Annotated in this window: 24 protein-coding genes; 11 read left to right on the top strand and 13 right to left on the bottom strand. The window is 62.6% G+C overall.

The genetic code is table 11. The annotated features are described in order from the left end of the window. Nucleotides 1-196: 196 nt before the first annotated feature. The 7 genes from IE187_RS19715 to repC all read right to left on the bottom strand — a co-directional run bounded on the left by IE187_RS19715 (nt 197) and on the right by repC (nt 6,245). Entirely contained in the window at nt 197-1,123 is a 927-nt protein-coding gene (locus tag IE187_RS19715) for a DUF7146 domain-containing protein (protein ID WP_229839576.1), read from the bottom strand. A gap of 99 nt (nt 1,124-1,222) precedes the next feature. Beyond that, the gene (locus IE187_RS19710) at nt 1,223-1,660 is read right to left on the bottom strand and encodes a hypothetical protein (protein WP_189677710.1); all 438 of its coding nucleotides are present in this window, start codon (nt 1,658-1,660) and stop codon (nt 1,223-1,225) included. 54 nt (nt 1,661-1,714) lie between these two features. Then, a complete protein-coding gene (locus IE187_RS19705) occupies nt 1,715-2,356 on the bottom strand; it encodes a DUF2726 domain-containing protein (protein WP_189677709.1) in 642 nt (213 codons plus the stop codon). Nucleotides 2,357-2,396: 40 nt separating this feature from the next. Next, a complete protein-coding gene (locus tag IE187_RS19700; RefSeq protein ID WP_189677708.1) occupies nt 2,397-2,723 on the bottom strand; it encodes a single-stranded DNA-binding protein in 327 nt (108 codons plus the stop codon). A gap of 51 nt (nt 2,724-2,774) precedes the next feature. Continuing rightward, a complete protein-coding gene (locus IE187_RS19695) occupies nt 2,775-3,422 on the bottom strand; it encodes a hypothetical protein (protein ID WP_229839575.1) in 648 nt (215 codons plus the stop codon). Between the two features lie 348 nt (nt 3,423-3,770). Further along, on the bottom strand, nt 3,771-4,670 hold the full coding sequence (locus IE187_RS19690) for a replication initiator protein A (RefSeq protein ID WP_010219642.1): 900 nt from the start codon (nt 4,668-4,670) through the stop codon (nt 3,771-3,773). A gap of 222 nt (nt 4,671-4,892) precedes the next feature. After that, entirely contained in the window at nt 4,893-6,245 is a 1,353-nt protein-coding gene (gene repC / locus IE187_RS19685) for a plasmid replication protein RepC (protein ID WP_189677707.1), read from the bottom strand. A 581-nt stretch (nt 6,246-6,826) separates the two neighbouring features. Here repC and IE187_RS19680 point away from each other — a divergent pair. Next, on the top strand, nt 6,827-7,117 hold the full coding sequence (locus tag IE187_RS19680; RefSeq protein ID WP_010219640.1) for a helix-turn-helix domain-containing protein: 291 nt from the start codon (nt 6,827-6,829) through the stop codon (nt 7,115-7,117). 136 nt (nt 7,118-7,253) lie between these two features. Here the strand turns inward: IE187_RS19680 and IE187_RS19675 are convergent, their stop codons facing one another. From IE187_RS19675 to IE187_RS19655, 5 genes are all read right to left on the bottom strand, one after another. Then, entirely contained in the window at nt 7,254-7,487 is a 234-nt protein-coding gene (locus IE187_RS19675) for a hypothetical protein (RefSeq protein WP_189677706.1), read from the bottom strand. After that, complete coding sequence (gene tnpC / locus IE187_RS19670; RefSeq protein ID WP_189677705.1) at nt 7,487-9,133, bottom strand: IS66 family transposase; 1,647 nt, start codon at nt 9,131-9,133, stop codon at nt 7,487-7,489. Before tnpC ends, IE187_RS19675 begins: the two co-directional genes overlap by 1 nt. Before the next feature lie 49 nt (nt 9,134-9,182). After that, a complete protein-coding gene (tnpB, locus tag IE187_RS19665; RefSeq protein ID WP_140850199.1) occupies nt 9,183-9,524 on the bottom strand; it encodes an IS66 family insertion sequence element accessory protein TnpB in 342 nt (113 codons plus the stop codon). Continuing rightward, on the bottom strand, nt 9,521-9,862 hold the full coding sequence (gene tnpA / locus IE187_RS19660; RefSeq protein WP_189677704.1) for an IS66-like element accessory protein TnpA: 342 nt from the start codon (nt 9,860-9,862) through the stop codon (nt 9,521-9,523). The genes tnpB and tnpA overlap by 4 nt, the downstream gene beginning before the upstream one ends. Before the next feature lie 85 nt (nt 9,863-9,947). Further along, complete coding sequence (locus tag IE187_RS19655) at nt 9,948-10,955, bottom strand: LysR family transcriptional regulator (RefSeq protein WP_189677703.1); 1,008 nt, start codon at nt 10,953-10,955, stop codon at nt 9,948-9,950. Between the two features lie 105 nt (nt 10,956-11,060). Between IE187_RS19655 and IE187_RS19650 the strand changes: the two genes are divergently transcribed. Further along, on the top strand, nt 11,061-12,263 hold the full coding sequence (locus IE187_RS19650; protein ID WP_229839574.1) for a GNAT family N-acetyltransferase: 1,203 nt from the start codon (nt 11,061-11,063) through the stop codon (nt 12,261-12,263). Between the two features lie 161 nt (nt 12,264-12,424). Here IE187_RS19650 and IE187_RS21505 read toward each other — a convergent pair whose 3' ends face one another. Beyond that, the gene (locus tag IE187_RS21505; protein WP_229839573.1) at nt 12,425-13,066 is read right to left on the bottom strand and encodes a helix-turn-helix domain-containing protein; all 642 of its coding nucleotides are present in this window, start codon (nt 13,064-13,066) and stop codon (nt 12,425-12,427) included. Between the two features lie 240 nt (nt 13,067-13,306). Between IE187_RS21505 and IE187_RS19640 the strand changes: the two genes are divergently transcribed. Genes IE187_RS19640 through IE187_RS19600 form a run of 9 tightly spaced genes read left to right on the top strand, consistent with a single transcriptional unit; the run spans nt 13,307 to nt 20,420 of the window. Then, nucleotides 13,307-14,110 (top strand): lysozyme family protein, encoded by an 804-nt coding sequence (locus IE187_RS19640; protein WP_189677701.1) that lies wholly within the window; start codon nt 13,307-13,309, stop codon nt 14,108-14,110. Then, nucleotides 14,107-14,460 carry a hypothetical protein gene (locus IE187_RS19635; RefSeq protein WP_189677700.1) on the top strand — a complete coding sequence of 118 codons (354 nt, stop codon included), beginning with the start codon at nt 14,107-14,109 and terminating at the stop codon, nt 14,458-14,460. Before IE187_RS19640 ends, IE187_RS19635 begins: the two co-directional genes overlap by 4 nt. Further along, entirely contained in the window at nt 14,457-15,017 is a 561-nt protein-coding gene (locus IE187_RS19630; protein ID WP_189677699.1) for a lytic transglycosylase domain-containing protein, read from the top strand. Before IE187_RS19635 ends, IE187_RS19630 begins: the two co-directional genes overlap by 4 nt. After that, on the top strand, nt 15,014-16,378 hold the full coding sequence (locus tag IE187_RS19625) for an LPD7 domain-containing protein (RefSeq protein WP_189677698.1): 1,365 nt from the start codon (nt 15,014-15,016) through the stop codon (nt 16,376-16,378). Before IE187_RS19630 ends, IE187_RS19625 begins: the two co-directional genes overlap by 4 nt. A 20-nt stretch (nt 16,379-16,398) precedes the next feature. Then, the gene (locus tag IE187_RS19620) at nt 16,399-16,719 is read left to right on the top strand and encodes a TrbC/VirB2 family protein (protein WP_189677697.1); all 321 of its coding nucleotides are present in this window, start codon (nt 16,399-16,401) and stop codon (nt 16,717-16,719) included. A gap of 1 nt (nt 16,720) precedes the next feature. Next, entirely contained in the window at nt 16,721-17,056 is a 336-nt protein-coding gene (locus IE187_RS19615; RefSeq protein WP_189677696.1) for a VirB3 family type IV secretion system protein, read from the top strand. Beyond that, nucleotides 17,049-19,415, top strand: coding sequence for a VirB4 family type IV secretion/conjugal transfer ATPase (locus IE187_RS19610; protein WP_189677695.1), 2,367 nt, complete (start codon nt 17,049-17,051; stop codon nt 19,413-19,415). Before IE187_RS19615 ends, IE187_RS19610 begins: the two co-directional genes overlap by 8 nt. Before the next feature lies 1 nt (nt 19,416). After that, nucleotides 19,417-20,139, top strand: coding sequence for a TrbJ/VirB5 family protein (locus IE187_RS19605; RefSeq protein WP_189677694.1), 723 nt, complete (start codon nt 19,417-19,419; stop codon nt 20,137-20,139). Nucleotides 20,140-20,141: 2 nt separating this feature from the next. Beyond that, on the top strand, nt 20,142-20,420 hold the full coding sequence (locus tag IE187_RS19600; RefSeq protein ID WP_189677693.1) for an EexN family lipoprotein: 279 nt from the start codon (nt 20,142-20,144) through the stop codon (nt 20,418-20,420). Nucleotides 20,421-20,441 lie beyond the last annotated feature (21 nt).

Below are 20,441 nucleotides of genomic sequence, written 5' to 3'. Positions count from 1 at the left end.
TGGCGTGATTGAGAAGAAATGCCCTGATTGCGACAACGGTTTTATATGGGAAGATGGAGGTTGGAAACATTGCCAACGTTGCATCTCCGATCCGGGAGTTATTATCATCGATTGTCCCGATCGGTCCCATTGGTACTAGCAGCGAATGACGGTATGAAGCCGCCGGTCTTATGATCGGCGGCTTTTCACATCTGCTTTATCGGCGATTGTCTGTTTTCGATGAGGCTGCAAAGCGCGCCCTCAAGGCGTCGTTCCAATCGTCATGATGCAACGGGACGCGGCTTACGAGCTCACGACCGTTGGCGGTGAGATGATCGTACGCCTTCTTCAGCAGCCGATCGGCCGCACGGCCGCGATCGCCGTAGACGATCACGCGGCGTACCTTTTCGGGGATGGCGACGAAGGCGAGCCGCTCGACACCGCCCAGCGCCCAGGTCGGCGTACCGAACCATTCCATCGCCGAGTGTGCGTCCTCGATGCCTTCGGCAAGGCCCAGCTCATCCGTCGCGGGCGCGAGGCGAATCGCTGCGGTGCCGAGCAAGCCGAGCGAGACCTTGGGCTTCGCGATCGGCTTGCGCAGCACGTCGTCGGGATCGAGAAAGGTGCGCTGGACGGCAACCAGGCCCAGGTCGTTTTCGACCGCAGCGATCATCGCGGGCATCATGCACTTGTCGGGTCCGGAGCCGAGAACGGTCAATGGATTGAAGCGCAGCGCCTTAGGAAACGGGCCTGTCAGGCCGCGCGCGAGGAGGTACTCCTCGGCAAGCGTGCCCGCGACCGGTACGCTCGCCTTCCAGAGCCGGAGCGCTAGTGCACCCATGTCGCGCTTGGGCTTCGCGTCGGGCATAGCGACGGGGCCGCGATCGTGGAGCTTGCGACGCTGGAGGGCCTTCATCACGTCGACCGTCGTGCAGCCGGCGAAGCAATGGAAAAGGATCGCGGTGTCGCCGAGGCGGACGGACAGGCTCGGGGAGCCATCGTCATGCGCGGGACAGCGGCATTCGCCGCGCGTGCCGCGCCAGACACCGCCGAGCTGTTCGACGATGCTCTTCGCGCGGATTTCAGCGTCCAGCGGCAGTCTCGCCATCGCGATCGTCCTGTGGTTGTGATGGAGCTCGGTCATGAGTGCCTCCGGCATAAGTGAACCGAAGAGCAACCGGCATCCTCCCCTCAAAGGCGGCGACAGCCGCCCGACTCCGCGTCCTCGCGGGCGTCGCGTTCTCTAGCTGTAGAGGCCGGAGAAGAGGTCGCCGAGCGCGCGCACGCGAAAGGCGTTCCACCAGCGCCGGCGCCGATGCTCGGGCGCGTCGTGGATCATGTGGCACCGCTGACAGAGTGCTGCGAGGTTGCGCCAGCGCGGCCCGCTGAAGGTCGGATCGTGATTGAGGTGCGCGGTAGCTAGATAGACGCGGGTCACGCGGATCGCATCGAGCGGCACGAAGTCGGGCGCATGGCGAAGCCGGCGTCCACGACCGTCCCGCCAGGTATTGATCTCGACGTCCCACCAGACGCCATTGGCGCCGGCCAGGAAGGGGACATACCGACCGTGGGGGCGACGACAATGCTCGCAGCGTCCACCCGCGCGCGTGAAGCGCACGATGTTGCTGATCTCGGGCCAGTCGATTGGATAGAGCCAGCAATGTTCCGGGCGGATCGGCATGAACACGATTCTGAATCATGCCGAACCAGAACGAAAGGAGAAAATCGCCGCGCATCATGCGCCCCGGCTCGCACCGCTTAACGTCACGTTGGCGGCCGTCGCGATCTTAGGCTTCAGGAACTTGAGCCGTGCGGCTATGTTTGCGTGGCCAACCCGCCCTGCGGGAAGGTGGATCGTGCGGTAGCCGGCAGAAGCGGTGATCTTGTCGCGCAGCCGATCGCGCAGAATTTCGTGGCTGCGATCGTCCAGCTCGACGAGCGCGAGGATCGCGCCGGACACGAGGTCTTCGATGACGAAATCGACGATCTTCTGCGAAAACTTCTTGCAGGTTCGCATGGCGTCGCCGCGGCCAAAGCCGCCTTTTGCCTGTATAAGCGCGCCCATCGAGACCTGAACATGGACGCGGGCATGGGGAAGTACGCGCTCGATGATGGCACGCGTAGCGCGCTCACATTCGGTGAGAAGCGGTTTGGCGCGGACGCGCGGGATATGCGCGAGCGCTTGGCCGATCGCGGCGAGAACGAACAGGAAGGCGAACACGACGTAGCAGATCGGAGGGAAGTGGAAGACGTTCATCGCGCGATCCGTGTCGAGGTGAACGCCGCGAGGGCGCGACCGAAGGTTCCACCTCCCGCGCAGGCGAGGATCGTGACCCGAAGGGGCCGAAACCGCGTCTGCGGGTTCGGTTGCGGCCATGCCGTGATAGAGCCGTGCCGAAGGCCGCCACCCCGCTCCATCAGCTAGGCTCGGCGTCGGCCTTGGTCAGAACCGAAAACGTGTCCGCGATCAGTTCGGTACGGTAAGAAATATCGTTGGCCTCTGCCTGGTGATTGCTTTCACGAACGCGGCCGGTGATGTGGACCAAATCCCCTTTGCCGGCCGCTTCGACCTGATTGGCGACATTCGAGAAGCACACCACGCTGTTCCAATGCGTGTCCGTCTTCCACTCGTCGCCGTCGCGGCGGTTATAGTTCGCGGCGACGCTTACATAGGACACCTTTTCCCGCGCCGTGATCTTGCCGATCCGGCCGATGATCCGAAATTCCGCGATATTCTGGGGCATCATCTTCTCCTTCGCTGGGGTGGAATGCAGGATCAGCGCGGTCCAAGGGCGCTAGTCGCGTTGCTCCTCGGTATGCTGGAAGTGGTATTTCTGGATGTTTTCAGGAGTCGCGTAGAGCTGGTAAGCCCGTGTCCAGTCGTGACGTATCTCGCGCTGCGCCGTCGCGAGCGGCAGCTGATGCGTGCAAACCAGTCGCCACAACACATAGGCGAGGACGTTTTTGTCGCCGGCATTGGCTTGGCCGTGCCGCGGCTGCAGCCACAGGTCGCGCGGATCGAGCGGCGCGCCGCCAATCGAGATCGGGATCAGATGATCCAACTCGTAGTCGGCGATGGGCTCGCCAGGATGCTGTGCGTCCATCATGCGGCGTTTCAGCGGGCCCGTGACTGCATAGGCGGGACGGGCCGACCGGGCGTAGCCCGGGCGGCAGATTGTCTCGTCGATGTTGCTTTGGGTAATGGCTGGATCCGTCGCGCCAGGAGTTTCGGGCGGCGGCAGCAGGATCGCGGCGTTGCTCGGCAGGACCGGACTATGAGCCACCTCGGAGAGGCCCGCGACGGCATCGCAGATCGAGCCGTCGCCGCGTGCGGTACAGCCGAAAGGGTTGGAACCGGGCGACGCGGGTTGAGCCGACGGTCGGTGCCATAGCACTATGGCGGCCAGGATAACTGCGCCGCCCAGAAGCGCGCGCGCTCTCAAGCGTTACTCGCCCGCGAGCGAGCCGCGCAGCAATATTCCGCAATGACGTCTGCCAGACCGCAGCTAGGGTTAAACGTCCAAGCCATTGTCCGATAATAACCCATAGTCGAAAATGGACAACCGTTTTCGTAAGATGGATGGAGGGGCGTTAGTGACGGACGACGCCGTTTGGGCGAGCTGAACCCGAAGCTGCTTCTGCGGGCGCGATGACCGCACTGGGTCGCCTTTCCCTATGGGAGAGGGGCGGACGCCGTGGCCGGCATGAATATGGGGCAGGAATTGATCCCGTGTCGCGCCTATGCTGCGGACACGGATCGGGCGCCGAAATGCGGCGCCGGTGCTGGAGCGTTATGCCGCCTGGGTCTCAAGACGAGCAATGGGCGCTCGGTTCCGCGGGGTCAGAACGACGACAGTGTCAAGCTTCGTCACCCGGCGACCGCGCGTATCGAGCCGTGGTTCGCTAGGCACGACGTCCTTAAGCGAGAGCTTGTACTCCGGGAGATCATCGCGGGCTTCGACCGCTTTAAGGTGCTGCTTGAATTTAGACGCTTCCGCAGTCGATCCAACCTTGCGCGACAACAGCTCGATCGGCAATTCGATCTCTTCGCCTTCGCAGTGGCAGTGGGCAATCTCGTAAAGACGCCGTTCGATCGTGCCGAGCCGAAAATAGTCGTGATGATAGTGGTAGATATGGCCGTCGAGCTGGATAGCCCGGTGCAGCCAAGGACACAGCCGGACCTTCACAACCCTAAGCTGCTGCTCGCCGTTGGGAAGAACGGCATACTCGGCCGTGGCTTCCGACAGCCACGAAAACCAACCCTTTTCGATCTTGGAACCGGTCTGGATGTTGGTCTTGATCTGCGTGCCCTGCAGGCGCTCCAGAGCATCGGTGAAGCGATCGTAGTCGCGCTTAGATGGACGCGCGACGCCGGTGATGCGGAAGAAATCATGGGCGGTGAAGGTGAAGTTCTGATCCACTTCCTCGCCCCGGCTGATCGCCTGGGCCATCAGCGATGCGACGTAGAGGATGATCTCCTTATCGTACATTGTCGCGATGCCGGTCGCGCTCGGCCTGATCTGGATGCTCAGCTTGCCGATCTTGAACTCGAGCTCTTTGTCGACCGGCACCTTGGAGAGCGCGAAGAAGGGAAAGTCCATGACGCTGCGCTCGCCGCGAACCTTGCCGTGCAGCGGGCTATCGGGTTCGAACAGATTGCCTTGGCGCGTGACGATGGCTTGCTTGCTCATGGCGGTCCCTCGGGCCCTGATTCTTATCAGTCAATCCTAACGTCATTTCGGACTCGATGCATCAGCTAAGCGCGACGATCTGCCCGAAAGCACGAGTCGAGCGGCAGCGTCGCGAGGTTATCCGGCCAAACGTAGCGTATCGAACAATCCAGCAGGGCGGGTGGGCTCGTGCTTTCGGGCAGATCGTCCCGAACGCGTTCATCTCGGTCCCGGCTACCCGGATCATGACGATCTGCCCGAAAGCACGAACTGGCTCATGGCACGACGGGCGATGTCGCCGACCGAGCGCGGGTCCCCTCCAGCCTGCATGGTCCGCATCGCACCCGCCTGCCGAAGATCCTTCAGGCCGTGAAAGGTCCGCCCGAGATTAAGTTCGCCCTTGGCGGCGCGCCCACTCATTCCGCGCAGATACGCACCGGGCCGCTCCACTTCGCCGGCCTGGTATTTGCGAACGGTGGCAATGACCGAGGCGGCAGCGCCCCGCTGGCCCATGATGCGACAGGCTTCGTGCCAAGCATGGCGATGAATATGGTTCTGGTCGGCGAGCTGCTCGGCAAGCTGGACAAGCTCTCCCCACCCACGCCGGCCCAACCCGAGCGAGCCACACAGCTCAGGCGTGACGGATTCGATGAAGTCCGGATCGACGCCGTGTTTTTCCAGGTCCTCCTCGACCTCGGATTGGGGCACGGCCGACCTCACATCATAATTCCCGCTACCCTTTTCCGCCAAGCGACTACTTGTAACTGCTTTAGCAGTTTGGGGTTGAGTTGTAGTTGTAGAGTGGATGCATTCGTTCACACCCATGGGTGCAATATCGTTAGATTCGGCAGAATGGTTGAGCGCTTCGCGCTCGAGAAGAAAAGCGGCGACTTTGCCCTCCAAATCCCGTCCACGCTGCTCGATCTGCTCGACACACCCGGTCAGCAAAGAGATGTCGCGGACGTTGCGCATCTGCCGAGCAGCACTCTGCGCTAACGCCAACTCCTCTTCTGCACCAGTGCCGACCACCATGCCATCCAGTGCGGCCTGGGCAAGGCTCGCCGTACGCCGGCGAGCGGCCGTCAACCGACGTTTAAGGGCGTCGATCTCATCATCTTCGCGCGCTCCCCGCGCCGCGATCGCCTTGAACTCCTCCAGACGGGTGCCGATCGGGCTGAGCACGATGCCGTAAGCCCATTTGATCGTGCCGTCGGGTGCCCTGACGCCGCCGCGGTGCCCGTTCGGACTGTCCTTATGGCTGATGAGGCGGAGAGCGATCGCCCGGTCGAGCAGATTCTGTACCTGCCGCACCTTCAGCCCCAGCTTGCGCGCGAGCTTGTCGTTACGCGGCCATACGACCGGTGTCGAAGCCGACCGCCAATCTTCGGGCTTTGTCCACGCAAACAGGACATCGACGAGCTGCACGACGCTCGGGGGAATCGCGAGATAGGCGGCCGCGCGCTTGAAGGCGGCAAGCGCATGTCCCGGGCCACTGCCCTCAGGCAGGCCGCGGAATGCCTGGGCAAGCTGGTCGGCAGAGGCTGCTGCGTTGTCGAAGCGGCGGAACCCTGCGCCGGGATGATAGGCATAGGTCATCGTTCGGTAACTCCCCCTTTGGAGCCCGTGCGGACACACAATTGCGTGGCGCAGAACGCGCATTTCGCTTGTGGATTTGGGGGCAATCGCTAGGAAGTGACTTCCACCTCGCTCCTAGTGAGCACCCCGAAAAGCCCGGCCTCGCGCCGGGTTTTTCATGTCAGCACGGCTTCTCCCTGGCACTTCGATGGCACCGGCTGGGCGTGCGTTATCTGCCGGCGACGCGGGGCACTCGCATCGCGCCGGACCCAGTTGGGCCGAATCGAGGAGTGTTGCGCAATTCGATTGTTACGGGTGAGAAAGCGAACCGGCGCGTGCGCATCCTCGTGCTATCGGGCAGAACGCCGCGGAAATCCTCGTGCTTTCGAGCAGTCCGTCTATCGTGCTGCGAAGGACGCTACCGCATGGACTCGTGCTTTCGGGCAGATCGTCTCAAAAGTCGTGTGACCCAAACCGGAGTCGCGGCGCCAGCGCCGGCGCACCGTAAGCGCATTTCGAATGCGCATTTAGACGGTTCGGTGTAAGGAACGGCGTACCACACGGGCGTTCCGCCAAGCCCTACCTGATATGAGAAATGTTCAATGTCCAAAAGTCTCCATCTCGAGGAGATTGCACAGCCTGCTGCGGTTCTGTTTGGCGCGCGGCTGAGAAAGCGCCGGAAGGAGCTTGGGCTAACCCAGGCTCAATTATTCGAAAAGACCGGCATCGCGCCCGGTTATGTGTCATTCATCGAGAACGGCCGTGCCAACCCGACAATCGACATGATGGTGAAACTGGCCGAGACTGTCGGTTTGGAAATCTGGGACATGCTGCGCCCAGACGCCAAACAAAGCGCCATCCAGATGGGACCGATACCGGATGTTGCGGAATGACACCCTAACCGGCGGTGTCTTTCTGCATGCATATCCTGCGGTGCGGAGCTTGTGCGCCCACTCCGTCGTAGGTCTGCCCACCCCATGTGACCGTCAGTCGAATTCGTCGTATCCATCCGGCGAGGGCCGCGCAGCCTCAGCTATCTCGCATAAGCTGCGAGCGTCGTTCATCGAGCATTTCGTTGAGGCGATCGAGGCCCCAAGGAGTGAACGCGATGACGGACTCGGCTGTTTCATCGAGGCTGTCGATGATGCTGAAGCAGCCGTCCTCGGGTGACATTTGTTCGGCCAGTTCCTCGATGAGATCGAGATCGACACAGAGTCGCAGTGCGGCGTAGCGACCTGTGAACACCATGGACGGGGCGGCCATCAGGCGGCTTTTGCGACCTGGTTCGAGGGTGACCAGTTCCAGGGAAGGAGTTCGTCGAGCCGGGCGGCGGGATGATCGGCGATACGGGCGAGGACGTCGGCGAGCCATGCCTGCGGATCGACGTTGCTGAGCCGCGCGGTCTGGATGAGGGTGTAGAGGATCGCGGCCCGCTGCCCGCCACGATCGGAACCGCAGAACAGCCACGCCTTGCGGCCGAGCGGGATACAGCGAAGCGCACGCTCGGCGGCGTTGTTGGAGAGGCAGACCCGGCCATCATCGAGGAACCGGGTGAACGCACCCCAGCGCCGCAGCATGTAGTTGATCGCCTTGGCGAGGTCGTGGTTGCGCGACAACGTCGCGTGCTGGGCGGTGAGCCAAGCGTGGAGCTCGTTCATTACCGGCGCGCTGAGCTGCTGCCGCGCGGCCAGGCGATCGGCGGGAGGCTTGCCGTTGATCTCACGCTCGATGTCGAACAGGGTGTCGAGCCGTCGCACCGCCTCCAGCGCAATAGGGTAGATCATGCCGGCGTGTTCGCCGCGACTCTTCTTGCGAGCGGCACCGGCGACATCGGCGAGCTCGAAGAACTTGCGCCGGGCGTGCGCGAAGCAACCAGCCTCGCGCACCGGACCGGGCAAGCGGCCTTCGCGATACAGCGCACCATAGCCACCATAAGCGTCGGCTTGCAGGATCCCGGACCAGGTCGCGAGATGAGCCTGGGGATGTTCGCCGCGTCGGTCGCGTGAGTAATGGAACAGTGCCGCGGGCGGACCGGCACCGGCGAACGGCCGATCATCGCGGACGTACACCCACAATCGACCGACATCGGTCTTGACCTTGGCCATGACCGGTACGGTCGTGTCGTCGCCGTGCAGCCGCTCGGCGGCGAGGACATGCGCCTCGATGCGCCTGTAAAGCGGAGTGAGTGCCAACGCGGCGGCGCCGACCTGATCGGCGAGCGTGGAGACGCTGAGCGGCACGCCTTCGCGGGCGAACCGTTCGGCCTGGCGGTTGAGCGGCTGGTGCTGCCCATACTTCTCGAACAAGAGCATCGCGAGAAAGCTGGGGCCAGCCCACCCGCACGGCACGACATGGAACGGTGCCGGCGGCTGGCTGATCTTCTCACAGTCCCGACAGGCGACCCTCTCGCGCACGGTCTGAATGACCTTCCACGCGCGCGGGATCACCTCGAGCGTCTCGGTCACATCTTCGCCGAGCTTCGACAGGCGGGTGCCGCCACAGGCCGGGCACGCGCACGGCGCTGCGATGACCAAGCGCTCGCGCGGCAGATGGGAGGGGAATGGCTGGCGCGCCGGTCGCTTGCGCTCGAACGAGGCGACGCCGGTCGCCCTGGCGGCGGCGACTTCGGCGACGAGGTCGTCCGTGCCGGCGTCCGCTTCAAGGTCCTCGAGCTGCAACTCCATCTGCTCGAGCAGGCGGCGACTGCGCTCGGCGCTCGCGCCGCACTGTTCACGCCTGAGCCTGGCGATCTGCAGCTTGAGGTGCGCGATCATCGCCTGGGTCGCGCTCTCGCGCGCCGCGGCGTCGGCGAGGCGCGCCTCAGCCTCGTCGGCGCGCTGGATCGTGGCAGCAAGCAACGCCTTGAGCGCTGCGATATCATCCGGAAGAGGCGAAATGACGGCTTCCATGACGCAGAGTGAATCATCCTCCACGCCCTCATGCAAGCCGCAAAATGCGCTATCCCGCGCTCGCCGGGCGCCAGCTATACTGCGGATTACGCCAGTCTATCCCGTCGAGCAGGCAGGCCAGCTGCGAGCGCGTCAAGGACACCACGCCATCCTTCGCCGAGGGCCAGATGAAGCGGCCGCGCTCGATCCGCTTGGCGTAGAGCGATGCGCCGATCCCGTCGTGCCAGATGATCTTCACCAACGATCCGGCACGACCTCGGAACACGTACAGGTCGCCGCCATGGGGATCGCGGCCGAGACCTTGCTGCACCAGCAGAGCCAGACCCTGCATCCCCTTGCGCATGTCGGTGTGGCCCATCGCGATCCACACCCGCGCATCCGACGGGATCATCGCATCGCCTTCAAGGCCGCCGCAACCAGAGCCGGTGACGCTGAAGCAAAGATCTTCAGCCGCCCGCCGTCGGGCAGATCGAAAACGGCAGCGACAACGGGCTCGCACACTTGTTGGGGTCGCTCATCCACCAGCACCGCCGGCACGAAGGCCGGGTCCGCCTGGCGCCGCATCGCTCGACGCCACTCGTAGATCAGGCTGCGGGCAACGTCATGGCGCCGCGCCACGTCACAGACCCGCGCGCCCGACTGAAACGCCTCTGCGACAATCTGCTCGCGCTGCTCATCGCTCCAGCGACGGCGACGCTCCGGTCCCGCCAGTATCGTTACCTGCGCCATGATCGAAACCGACGTCCTTACGTGCGACTGTAAGGACGTCCTCTAGCTCCAGCTCACAATCAGCAAGGCGGCCCCCGCCGGATGGCTACAATTCGTCGAACGTATTTGGAAATAGGTTGACGATGTTCGTGTCACCGGAATCCCGAATAAAACTTGTTGGTTCGATAAAAGTATCGGCAAAGCAAGGGTGGGCCGTTCGATCAAAACATTCACGAAGCCAGCGGACTGTTGCTAGGATAGCTGGTGAGGGTTTTGCCTTAGAACGATATACGAGACGAAGTTCCCGTCGTATCCTCAGTTCTGGAGGGACTGGAGCCACAGCATTTGTAATTTCGCTGACAAAGGTAGGCAAGGCACCGATACCAACCCCCTTCGCGACCGACCAAAGCTGAGATAGCGAAGAGTTGGTTCGCATGGCGATGAGGCCTTGAGGGCGTTCCGTACCGATCAGAAAGTCGAGTTGCTCCGAGCATACGCCAAGGCCGACATGCTCAACGATCCGATGGTCTTTGAGCGAGTCCACGGTTGATGGGACGCCATGGCGTTGGATGTAGCTCGCGCTCGCATATACAGCGAAATGAATGGTAGCCAATTTCGAGGTAATGAGATCGGACTCCGCTGGCCGTTCGTACGTCAGCCAGATGTCAGTTTCGTGCGTTCGGTCGCGACCGAGATTGTAATCGAAATCCAAGCCGATGGCCTTGTCCGGGAGGGCTGCCTGGAGCCGCGACATCCTCGGCGTCAGCCACAGGGTTCCAATACCTTCCGTACAGGCTATGGTGATCTGTCCCGGCTTCACGAGAACGTCTTTGGTGCCTTCTGAGGCATCCCACTCTGCGGCGTCGCTCATCGCCTGGCCAATTCGAAGAAGCTTCTCTCCGTCTTCAGTTAGCACGATCCCGTTGACGCTACGACGTGCGAGATGCAGGCCGAGCCGTGTCTCGACGCGCTCTATTCTCCGACGGATCGTGTTGACCACAACCCCATGATCTGACGCGACCTTTCGCATGCTGCCCAGGCGCTGAATGGCGCGGAACAGCCTTACGTCGTCCCAATGCAGATCCGCGAAGTCGACCTGTTCGTCAGTGTTCACCCCTGGAACACGAGGTTCAACTTTTGTGAGCCTGCCGGCCGGGTGCCTTCGCAATATCACCTCCCGCTACGACGCCGTTCGCACGACCGCCCCGGGAGGTATCAAATGTTTCAAAAAGTTGGCAATCCGCTTGGCTCCCAACCGACCTATTTTTGGGATGGTTGCTTCAACAAGCGCATGGATACGCTCATCGCGCGTAATCACCCTCGGCAAGTCCGGCTGCAGCGCCTGTCTTCCGGCGGCACCATGAAGATTATCGATGACGTGCGCGATCTGCTTCCTTTGGCGGACCGCATCCATGTCGCCCGAATGCTCGAGAAAAACCCCGATGTCGTCCGATCCGTAACGGTGCCCGGGCAAAGCGGGACCGCGGGCATCTTCGCCTACCTGCCGCTCAATGCGTACGGAGCTTGGGCGCTGATGACCGGCCGGTATGATGGCAGTAAGCCCGACCCAGCCTGGATCTGCTCGGCAGGCGAAAAACCGGCGGCTATCGCTATCTGGCTGATCGTAGCGCCAGGGCTGCTTCTCCGTCTGTTCGAGCCCATCGCTCGGCTCTTCCGTGAGCTGTGTCCGGAGGGCTGCGCCATATTCTCGTACGGAGCGACGGATGCTTCGGCGAGCATCCAACGTGCGGTCGGTTTTCGTCCGGCCCGGGAGATGTTTCCCGGCGCTTCCGCTCACCTGGTCGCGGCTTGCCCGGACAATGCCGTGCCGATCGACATCGCCCGCAGCATCGAACGGGCACGTCGGGCGCATGTGCACGTCAGCGTCGCCCGTTCAATTGAGGACATGGCGAGGGTCTTCTCCGTTCGCTCCGCCACTTTTCAGGCTGAACAGGCATGCCCTTACGAGGAGGAGTTTGACGGAAACGACTTTTGTGCGACGCAGCTTTTGGCTTATGTAGGAGACGATCCGGCTGCATGCATTCGCATCCGCTATTTTGGTGAATTTGCGAAGCTAGAGCGCCTTGCCGTTCGCCGCGAATACAGGAGCCGACGTCTCTCACGTCCGTTGGTCGAAGCGGCGCTAGCGCACTGCGCACGTAAGGGCTTTCGCCGGATTTACGGACATTCACGGGCCGATCTTGTGGAATTTTGGCAACGTCTAGGCTTTGATGTCATTCCGGAGCGCCCACCATTTTGGTTTTCCGACGTTGAATATGTCGAGATTTCTGCGGAGTTGACCGCAGACCCACTTGAGATCCGGTTCGGGATCGACCCGATGATGGCGATCAGGCCTGAGGGCAGCTGGGACGAACCCGGCCCACTCGATATGTCCCTTGTCCGTTGTTCGCTAGCGGCATGACTAGGTTGCCATCACGCCGTCATCCGGAACCGCCCGTCCATAGCTTGCAATGGCGGTCCCGGGTTGCGGACCAAATTCGATCGTTGCTTCGAGCAAAGGGGCTATCCGCGCAGGATCTGACGGAACGCGTCACACTTCCCGCCAAGCAGGTCGAGGCGATCTTAGACGCTCGCGTTGTCAGCGTCAGTGCACGCGACCTCGACCTCATCGCAGCCGTCCTTGGAACGGCTGCCTTCGCCCTTTTTCTGCCGGTTGACGCGCCGATCGAGATCGTGCCGTTCGAGGTAGTTGAAAAGGGTGGATCGGGCGACGCCAAGCGATAGCGCAACACCCGTCGTCGTTGCGCCCGGTTCGTTCAGTTTCGCACGGATCTCGGGAAGCATGTCCGGATCAAGAAGGCGTTTACGGCCCGCCTGCGCCATTTCTTTCGGGTGCGTTTTGATGCCGTGGATGTGCCGGTAGTGGTTGTCCAAGGCATCAAGCATGACGTGCAAGCGATCGACGCCGTTGGGTTCGATGACCATTGCTGGAGAGCACAATTCGACACTGACACCTGTCTTGAGCAACTTCGCGATCGCACGGATAAGCATGGGAGTTGTCAGAGAAAGACACGAGAGATCGTGCACCTTGATCCGGTCTCCGGCGGTGAGACGAATGTTCATTCGAGCCAGAATAGTGCCGAGTTGGCTGAACGTTTTTCGGCCGGCAAATACCTGGATGTCATCAGACTTGAGGCAGGTTTGTTGATCCCTGACGGAGGCCGACCCTGGGGTTTCGGCGAGGAAAGCGATCGTCGTTGTCAACCTTTTGGCCTTTGCCCGAGAAGCCTTATGCTGAGAGTGCGCAGTCACCCCGCGTAGCCATCCCTCAAGGGGACATTTTCTATGCGACCCTGCCACGTTGGGCAACCTTGTGTCCCTCCTGCTGCCTGAGCGAGCAGGCCTAGGCAATTGATATTCATGCCCAAGCGACCGGAATGGGAGTTGCCAGCCTTGTCATTATCGATCATAGGACATTAATGAACAGGCGACGGGACGGCAGTCATGCTTCCAGTAGGTCTCACGGCAAAGGCGATTCAGCTCTGCGCAGCGGGGTTTGCAGCCGCTGTAAGCCCGCCGCCAACAGCGTATGCGATCACCGTACACACCGGTGCGATGCTGCGTCAGCAGCCTGCAACCGCGGCCGACGCCGAGGCAACGGTGCGTGATCTGATCGCACTGGGTGCCGACTTTAACGCCGGCCCTTTGGAGATCGCCGGTCGCGATTTCGCGACCTACGGCGTGACGCCCACATCGGTGTTTGACGCTTGCGCGCTTGCTCACGCCGATGAAGGGCAGGGCGCTGTCCCTCCGTCGAGCGCAGCCTCAGTATCGAGTGTGGCGGCACTTGTCCGCCGCGCCTTTGGCGCCCGGATTACCGACACGATCCGTCCGATGAACGCGAGCTACGGCGCGCGGTATAGCTGGCACAAATACGGCCAGGCGGTCGATTTCGTGCCTGCGGGCGGGGTTAAATCGATCAACCGCGACCAGATCCGCGCCCTCATGGGGCAGAGCGGCATACGCTTGATCGAGCTGCTGGGGCCCGGCGATCGTGGCCACTCAAATCACTGGCATGTCGCCTTTGCCCGGCCCGGACAGGTCATCGACCGGACGCGGCCAATCGAAGAGGACGAGGACTGGATCGTCAACGTCGCGCAAGCCGACGTGCCGTCCTCGACGACGCCGCTCGATCCTGAGGCGCCCCCTGCGCCCGCCTCGGATCTCGTCTCCGCTGTGAAGGCGCCCCCGGGGTGGGACGTGTTCGGACGCGAGGAATGGCGCGCAGCGCATGGAGGTGGCTCATGATCGGACGTCTGATGAACAAGCTGGGAGGCGGCACGGGCGCGCTCGCGCTGTGCGCGGCCGGCGTAGTCACGGTTGCGGGACCAGGGCCCGCCTACGCCTCGGATTGGGGGTGCCAGGTGGTACTCTGCCTCGCCACTCCGGGCTCGCCCACCAAGTACGCGGAGTGCGTGCCTCCAATCACGAAACTCTGGAACGCGCTGGCGACGGGCGGTGGGTTTCCCTCCTGCACGGGGGTCGGCATCAAAACTAAGTCGGCAAATCACGGGTACATCATGACCGTGACGCAGACCGACGGCACCACGTCGCGCTATTCGCTCGATACGCGCTACCAGACGGTCACGCAGCAATGATCCACGCTGTCGCCGCCATCACTGTGCTCGCGCAGCAATGCGCGCCTGAAGTCGCAACCGAGGCGGTGGTGCCGCTGGTTGTGACCGAAAGTGGCGGCGACGATCTGTCGATCAACGTCAATCGCGGGCCGCGCGTGCGCGCCAGCACGGTCGCCGAAGGCGCCGCGCTGGTGCGCCGCTACATGGCAGCCGGCTACACGGTCGACGTGGGGCTGGCCCAGGTGAACTCGGCCAATTTCGCGCGGCTCGGCGTCACGGTCGAGCAGGCGTTCGAACCCTGCACGAACCTGCGGTTGGCCTCCTCAATGCTGCAAAAGGGTTACGGGCTGGCGAGCCGGCACTACAGCGGGTTGGACGCAATCTCGGCGACCTATTCGCTCTACAACACCGGCACGCTGACGCGCGGCTTCCGCAACGGCTATGTTGGCCGGGTCTGGTCGACCGCGAGCGGCATGGGCTCGATTGCCGCGCCGCCCCCGATCCCCGCGTCGCCCTCGCAGGGCGATAGCTGGGTGGTAGGGCAAATCGCTTCTACCGCCGTCGAGGTGTTCAAGTGAGCGCCGAGAACACCGCCACGCGGGGCGGCCGCGATCCCGAGACGACTGCCGAGCAGCCGTCCAATTTCCAACTGCCGCTCGATCTGGCGTCGCAGTACCAGGTTCGGGTAATCGAGCGGACCGACGGCAGCGAGCGTCGTGTCGGTATGTTCCTGCCCAAGGATCGCGACATCCCCTCGATCGAGATCGGGGGGAATGGCGACCGGATCGTTGCGCGCAACGAGAATCCGGAGACGATCGCCGCGCTGGTCAAGATCGCCAAGCACAATGGCTGGGAGGGCATCGACGTCGATGGATCGCCCGAGTTTCGCAAAGCCGTGTGGGCGGCAGGTTCGCGCGAGGGTTTGACGGTCCATGGCTATGAGCCCGAGTTCGGCGAACAGGCCCGTATGAAAGAGTTGCGCCGCTCCGACGCGACGCGTCGCGATCGCGGAGCGCCTGAAGCACCGACTCCCGTGCCCGAGCAAGTCGCACCGGCGCCCACGCCTGAGCAAGCGGTGCCGAAACCCGCGGTTGAGGTTGGTGAGCTGATAGTTGCTGCGAGGCCGGTCGATCCCGATCGCGTCGCAGATCCGCAGGATCGCGCGACGGCGAGCAACGGCGCGGAGCTGTCGGACAGCGATCGCCGACTGCTGCTGACGCTGAGCGCCTTCACCCAAGACCGCAAGGCGCTCACCAAGAACGTGCGCGCGGGGCTAGACCCGATGGAGCGCGAGTTTCAGTACGAGCGCCTCGACCGGAACCGAGAGGCGCTTGATGGCGCGCTGGAGCGGGCGCTGGAAAGCCCGACGTTAGTCAGCTCCTTCTCGAAGTCGGGATACGACCCCGACGATCTCCGGCAGATGGCGCGTGACGGCGCGTGGGATAACGAGGTTGCGGACGCGGTCTACCTCGTTCGCTCCGCTCAAAATGGGCACGACGTCGCCAAAGATGGGGCGGGCCTCACCGCGGCCGATGAATTGGTCGGGACCCGTGAAGACGCGCAAGTCGCTGAATCGACGCGCGCGCCGGAGCGGGAGCCCGCCTTCGAGCCGCAGATCGTCCGCGAAAAGCGCGAGCACGACGCCGCAGCCGAACGTCGGCATGAGAGCGAAGATCTAGCGGAGCTGTTTCTACACGGCTCGGCTGAGCAGGTCTCCGCCGAGCCCAGGCTCGCCAATGCACTCGCAGCGCAGGCGACCATGGAAACGCATCTCAATCAGGCATTCGATGGTGATGCGAGCCGCGTGACGGCCGCCACCCTCGAGAGCCGTCAAATGATCTCGGACGTGCTCCGGCGCGGCCTTGATGTCTCGGTGCGTGAGCCAACGCCAGTGCGGCAAATCGAACCACTCCAGCGCACCCCCGACCTGGAGAGGTAACCCAAGCCATGGAGAGTCGTATGAAGTTCACTACGGAAATGGGCCGGTTGATGTCGGACGCCCGTGCTCGGCAGGTCGTCGGCTTCGCCGGCGCGCTTGCCCTGATCGCGATCGCGCAGCCCGCAGTCGCACAGACTTCAATCGAGACCGGCCTCGGCACGATCAAGACGTGGATGACCACGGTCGCCTCGGTCGTGGGTGTGATCGCGATCATGGCGGTCGGCTACGCCAAGCTGACGGGCCGGATGGATTGGGGTCGCGCGGTGACGGTGCTGATCGGTATCGGCATCATCTTCTCGGCGACCACCATCATCACCTGGATGGGCGGAACGGGTAGCTGAGATGGAGGACAAGCTCGCCGAGGATAAGGTCTTCCTCGCCCTGACTAGGCCATCGGTTTTCATGGGATTGCCGCTCGAGGCAATCCTGCCGATCATCATGGTCTGCATGGTGTTCTGGGGGGTGATGCATAATCCCTTCTACCCCCTGGCCCTGTTCGGGGCGCTCTACTTCCCGGCGCGTATGATCGCGCATTACGACTTCAATGCGTTTCGGTTGTGGGGCCTGTGGTTCCAGACCGGCTTCCTGTCCAAAAACCGCAAGTTCTGGGGGGGCGGGAGCTACTCTCCCGTCCGCCTCTCCAAAGGCGTGAAGCGGAAGCAGTTCGGCAATGACTGAGTTCAAGCTGAAGCATAAGAAGATCGCGGTTCGGGAGGCGGATGACATCAAGTTCATCCCTTACACGCGGCACGTCGACGACACGTTGGTTGCTCTTGAAGACGGCTCGGTCATGCGCATGTACCGTGTCGATGGCCGGCCGTTCGAAACCAGCGACATTGGCGATCTCAACACGTGGCATAACAAGCTCAACATTGCGTGGCGCTCGATCGGAGACGATCGCGTTGCGCTCTGGACGCACCTTGTTCGGACGGCGACCGATCCGCTCCTTGAAGGAGAGTTTCACTCGGACTTCGCTCGCGGCTTGCAGGAACGCTACGCCGAGACGCTGAGGGAGAAGGTTCTCTACCACAACGAGTTCTACGTCACGATTCTCGTACGTCCGTCGCAGATGGCCGGCGACCAGGTCTTGAAGCTGTTTGCGAAGCGGAACGCGAGCGGCGAGGTCGATGACCGCGCGCTGACCATCATGGCGGACAAGTGTCGCGACTTTGAATCCCTCCTCGCCGATGTCTCGCCCGAGCCGCTGTCGCTCTATGAGCGTGAAGGCGTGATGTTCTCGCGGCCGATGGAGGTGCTGCACTTCATCCTGACTGGCGACCGCATCCGCGTGCCGTTGCTCGATGGTCGGTTGGGCCAGGCGCTCTACACGTCGCGGGTGGTGTTCGGGCGCGAGGCGGCGGAGATCCGGCTGCCCCACAAGTCGCATTACCTTGGTATGTTCGGTGTGCGCGAGTATGTCGCGTCAACGCGGACCGGACAATTTAACAGCCTGCTGACGCTCAATTTCCCGTTTGTGCTGACGCAAAGTTTCGCGCCCTTGGTAAAGTCGGTCGCGAGCGAGCGATTCACCAAGAAGTATAAGCAGATGGTGTCGTCCGACGACGCCGGCGTCAGCCAGGCCGAAGAGCTGCTCGACGGCGTGGACGATCTGATGGCGAACCGCTTCGCGATGGGTGAGCATCACCTGTCGATCGCGGTGATCGACGAGAACCCGAAGCGGTTGCTGGAGCGCCTGTCCATTGCGCGATCGGCCGCGGCCGATACCGGCATGGTTATGGCGCGCGAGGACGTGGCGCTGGAAGCCGCGTTCTGGGCGCAGCTTCCCGGCAACTTCAAGATGCGGGCGCGACCGGCGGTTATCAACACGCGCAATTTCGCGGCGCTGAGCCCGTTCTACACCTTCCCTGCAGGGCGTAAGTCCGGGAACCATTGGGGCGAGGCGGTCACGCTGCTCAAGACGCGCGCCGGCTCCTCCTTCTGGTTCAATTTCCACCGCGCCGACATCGGCCACACGCTCATCATCGGACCGACGGGCGGCGGCAAGACCGTGCTGCAGAACTTCCTGCAGGCGCAGCTTGAGAAGACCGGCGCCAAGCAGGTCTTCTTCGACAAGGACCGCGGCGCGGAGATTTTCGTGCGCGCCTGCGGCGGGACCTACCTCGCGTTGCGAAACGGCGAGCCGACCGGATTTGCGCCGCTAAAGGGTCTCTCGCCTACCCCCGCCAACATCGCCTTCCTCCGGCAGTTCATCCGCGTGCTGGTGCGGCGGGAACACCGGCCGTTGAGCGTCGCCGAGGAGAGGATGATCGACGAGGGTATCGAGGCGGTGATGCGCCTGCCGGCGCCGTCGCGGTCGTTCAGTGCGCTGCGCGAAATGCTGGGCTATTCTGATGCCGAGGGCGTCGGTGCGCGTCTCGAACGCTGGTGTCTGGGCGGGCCGCTTGGTTGGGCGTTCGATGGCCCGGCAGATGAGGTGTCGATGGCGGCGCGATTCGTCGGCTTCGACATGACGGATTTCCTAGAGAACCCGGAGATCCGTACACCCACGATGCTCTACCTCTTCCACCGCGTCGACGAGCTGCTGAACGGCCAGCGTGTCGTGGTCGACGTCGACGAGTTCTGGAAGGCGTTGGAGGACGAGGCTTTCCGCGCCTTCGCGCAGGACGGGCTCAAGACCTTCCGTAAGCGCAACGCCTTCATGGTGTTCGGGACGCAGTCGCCGGCTGACGCGCTGCGCTCGCCGATCGCGCACTCGATTATCGAACAGTCGGCGACCAAGATCCTCCTGCCAAACTCGGAAGCCAAGCGGTCGGACTATTGCGATGGGCTTGGTCTGACGGACGCCGAGTACCGGCTGATCCGTGAGGATCTGACGCCGGAAAGCCGGACGTTTCTGGTGAAGCAGGGCCACACGTCGATCGTCGCCAAGCTCGACCTCGGCGAGATGCCCAACGAGTTGAAAGTGCTTTCTGGCCGCGAGGAAACGCTCGTCGCCATGGAGGAGGCCATTGCCCGTGCGGGCACCGATCCCGCGGCGTGGCTGCCGCACTTCTATGCCAACCAAAGGAGAAGCTGACATGTCGTTCAAGCGCATCATCATGTTCGCGAGCGCGCCTGTTGCGCTCGCCGCCTTCGCGTCGCCGGCCTGGGCCCAGGGCATCCCTGTGTTCGACTCCTCGAGCTACCTTCAGGCGCTCGCGACGGTGCAGCACACCGCCACGATGATCCAGCAGGGCGAGCAACAGATCACGCAGGCGACGAACACATTCAACTCGTTGTCGAAGCTGACTAACGTGAACACCATCGCGCCGCAGCTCCTCAATTCGCAGGTCCGCAACATCCTGCCAAATACGACGATCGATGCCTCGACCTTGTTGAGCGGCGATCTGACGAAGCTCGGTTCGCTCAGTTCACTGGCGACGAGTATGCAGTCGAAATACGGGCTTTCGTCGACTGGCTCGACCGTAGACGCGGCCTATGCTCAGGCGCTGAAGGACGCGACCGGCTCTTCCGCGGCCACTGCCGCGCTAGGACAGAACACGCTCAGCATCACCCAGACGCGGATGCAGGGCCTCGATCAGCTCCGCGAGCAACTCTCCAGCGCCAAGGATCCCAAGGACGTGATGGATCTGCAAGCGCGGATCACGGTCGAGCAGGCGCAGCTCCAGAACGACATGCTCAAGATGCAGGCGATCCAGATGTCGCAGGCTGGTCAGGCGAACTTGCAGATAAGTGCCTCACAGGTCGCTGCCGGCCGGGATGAGGCAGCGTTTTTCGAGGCCAACACAATCAGGAAGTGATGATGCGCAAGATATTCTCCCTCTGTGCCCTGCTCGTCGTTTGTGGGTGCCAGCAAAAGCAAGATGTTGCGGTGCCTACGACCAAGGAGCTGATGGCGAACCCTCAGCTGCTTTCTGAGTGGCAGGCGAAGTGCAACACAAGCGATTATAGTCATCTTCCGGCTGATCAGAAGGACAACCTCTGCTTCACTACCCGCGAAGCCGCCCGATCACTCGCGGTAACTAAGGTAGGAAACGAAGAGGCCGACTTCTTCGATCAGAACACTCGCAGAAAGAAATAAAGCCGCTGAGTATGGATCGTT

Origin of the sequence: Sphingomonas glacialis (assembly GCF_014653575.1) — a bacterium.
Classification (GTDB): domain Bacteria; phylum Pseudomonadota; class Alphaproteobacteria; order Sphingomonadales; family Sphingomonadaceae; genus Sphingomonas; species Sphingomonas glacialis.
The sequence above is the reverse complement of the archived record's forward strand: the minus strand, read 5'-3'. Positions and strand labels throughout refer to the sequence as shown.